Below are 2,897 nucleotides of genomic sequence, written 5' to 3'. Positions count from 1 at the left end.
CGCGGAGGCCGCGTGCCCACCTGTCGCACGGGCCGGGGCGCCGCGCAGCCGCGGCGTCCCGGTCCACAGTGGAGTCAGTCGGCGGAGTCGTTCTTGCGCTTGGCCGACTTGGTCCCGGCGGAACGGGATCGGCCGGAGGACTTCGCGGGCGTCTTGGACTGCGACTTCGTGGACTTGGTGCTGCGCGAGCGGGTTTTCGCGGTCGTGCGCGTGCCGTTGGCCGTGCTGGAGGCCCCGGCGGGCGTGTCCAGCTCGCTGGAGTCCTCGGTTCCGCTCGAGGTTTCGGCACCACTGGAAACCTGGGTGTCGTCGGAAACCTCGGGCTCGCCGGTGGCTCCGGAGCCGGCCTCCGACCCGGTGGTCACCTCCGAGGCATCGACCGTCTCGGGTTCCGCGGACTCGCGGGCTTGCTGTTCCTGCGTCTCCGAAACCTGCTCCGCGGAGGACGCCGCGTCCTGGTCCTCGACACCGGATTCCTCCGCAGCGGCGGGAAGTTCCGCTTCCGAGCGCACCAAGGAGAGCGCGGGCCGCGCGGGCTCGTCGGCCGGTTCGGGTTCCTCGGCCGCATCGGTGTTGCGCTGCGAACCGAACAGATCCGACTGCCCCGGGTCCTCGGCGCGCCGGGAGCGGGAAGCCACCCGGGCCGAACCGCGCGCCGCCTCCTGCCATTCACGCACCGCCCACCAAGCGATGTTCGGCACCGCGCCCGCACGGCCCTGCTCGGCGGAATCGCGCACCGGGGCGTCGGAGGCATCGCCGACCGCACGCTGCTGCGGCAGGTCCTCCGGATCCGCTTCCGGCCGCGCACCGCGGCGCCGCGAACCCGACGGGCGGTAGGAACGCCGCCTGGCCGAAGGGTCGCCGCGCCGGTAGCCGGAGTCCGCCCGCTTGCCCGAATCGAGCGCTTTGCCGACCAGGAACAGCGCGTTGCGCCACAGCTTGCGGGACTTCACCGCCTGCTCCAGCTCACCGATGGTGGTCCGCACCAGCAGCTCGTCGGGCAGGCTGACCTTGTAGGCCACCAGCACCGGCACGTCGTCGGAGTAGCCCCCGGCGCGCAGCTCCTCCACGAAGTGCCCGGCGCGGGAGGCGGGCAGCGTCACCGCCATCGTCGTGCCGTGCCGGGCGAACTCGCGCACCTGCTCGGATTCCGGTGTCGTGCCGCCGAGCCGGGTCAGCACCACCGACTGCGCGCTCTCCGGCGCGGTCAGCTCGCGGCCGACGGCGGCCGCGGCCGCGGTGAACCCGGCGACGCCGGGCACGATCTCGACTTCCAGGTCCATCCGGGTGCACGCGTCGTACTGCTGCTGCACCGCGCCCCACAGCGCCGGATCACCCGCGTGCAACCGGACCACGCGGAGCTTGTCCCGCTCGGCGCGCCGGTAGACCTCCACGGCCTGCTCGTGGTTGAGCTGCGAGGAGTCGATCAGCTCGACGCCGGCTGCGGCGTGTTCGCGCACGCACTCGGGCGCGAGCACGCTGGCGGACCACACCACGACATCGGCCTCGGCGATGCGCCGCGCCGCGCGGACCGTGATCAAGTCGGCCGCGCCGGGTCCGGCTCCGATGAACGAGATCCGCCCACTCACTGTTGCTCTCCTCTTGTCGCCTCGCCGGTGCGCGGCCGCGGAACCGGGCCCGAACAGTCCACTGAGGACAATGCGCGGCCCGCCCGGGGTCACCCAGCGCAGCCGCGCAGCCGCAGAAACCGTACCTGGTGGTCGACCGGCGTTCACACTGCCGTGTCTGCATCCCCGGTGACCCGCTGCGAACAGGAGGTCACGAAGCGCGACACCAGCTCCAGCGCCCCGGCCGGGTGAGTGTGCAAGTAGGAGGCGTGCAGCCCGCCGCGCACGAAACCCTCGGACACCGCCGTGCCCGCACGCCAGTACCAGGCAGGATCGGGACCGCTGCCCGGCTGCAGCCTGGTGCGGTGGAATTCGTGCCCGTTGAGCCGGAAACCGCGCTGGCACAACGGCGAGTCCGTGGCCGCGACCGCCTCGCGGTAGCCCAGCGTCAGCGTCGGCGACATCTCCGCCCGCGCGGGCAGCACCCCGCACAGCGGATGACCGTCCAGCTCCTCGGCGAGGTAGAGCAGCCCGCCGCACTCGGCGTGGATCGGCGCCCCGGACTCGGCGAAGCGGGTGATCTCCGCGCGCAGCGCGGAGTTCGCGGACAGCTCGGCCGCGTGCTGCTCCGGAAATCCACCCGGGAGCACCAGTCCGCGAGTTCCCTCCGGCAGCCGCTCGTCGCGCAGCGGGTCGAGCACCGCGACCTCGGCGCCCGCCGCGGTCAGCAGCTCGACGTGCTCGGTGTAGGCGAAGGTGAACGCCGGACCGCCGGCGACCGCGATCACCGGCCGGGACGCCAGATCCGCGCCTGGCCGATCCGCCGACGCGGCGACCTCGTCCGCGGGCCGCCACGGCTCGTCCGGCAGCTCCGGCGCTTCGCGGGCCAGCCGGATCACCGCGTCCAGATCCACGCCTGCTTCCACGGCGTCGGTCATCGCGTCCACGGCCTCGGAGGCCGCGCCGCCGTGCTCCGCGGCCGTGATCAGGCCCAGGTGCCGCGACGGCACGCTCAGCCCGTCCGTGCGCCCCAGCACGCCCAGCACCGGCAGCCCCACCGATTCCGCCGCGTCCCGCAGCACCTGTTCGTGCCGGTCCGAGCCCACCTGGTTGAGGATCACCCCGGCCAGCCGCACTCCCGGCTGGAAGCTGCGGAACCCGTGCAGCAGCGCGGCGAGGCTCTGGCTCTGCCCGCGGGCATCCACGACCAGCACGACCGGAGCCCGCAGCAGGTCCGCGACCTGCGCGGTGGAACCGAACGCGGGCCCGTCCGCGCCCGCGTCGAGCTTGCCGTCGAAAAGCCCCATCACGCCTTCGGCCACCGCGATG

The 2,897-nt window shown here is 73.5% G+C and carries 2 protein-coding genes; both read right to left on the bottom strand.

Annotated features, from left to right (window positions below; genetic code table 11):
- Positions 1-74 precede the first annotated feature (74 nt).
- The gene (locus IJH84_RS14780) at positions 75-1,589 is read right to left on the bottom strand and encodes an SAM-dependent methyltransferase (RefSeq protein WP_295145424.1); all 1,515 of its coding nucleotides are present in this window, start codon (positions 1,587-1,589) and stop codon (positions 75-77) included.
- 143 nt (positions 1,590-1,732) lie between these two features.
- Positions 1,733-2,897: cobyrinate a,c-diamide synthase (locus tag IJH84_RS14775; protein ID WP_295145421.1), on the bottom strand; the 1,165-nt coding region annotated here is incomplete at its 5' end.

This window comes from Saccharopolyspora sp. (assembly GCF_017434145.1).
In the GTDB taxonomy this organism is placed as follows: Bacteria; Actinomycetota; Actinomycetes; order Mycobacteriales; family Pseudonocardiaceae; genus Saccharopolyspora_C; species Saccharopolyspora_C galaxeae.
Note: the sequence above shows the minus strand (reverse complement) of the source record. Positions and strands in the feature narration are given on the sequence as shown.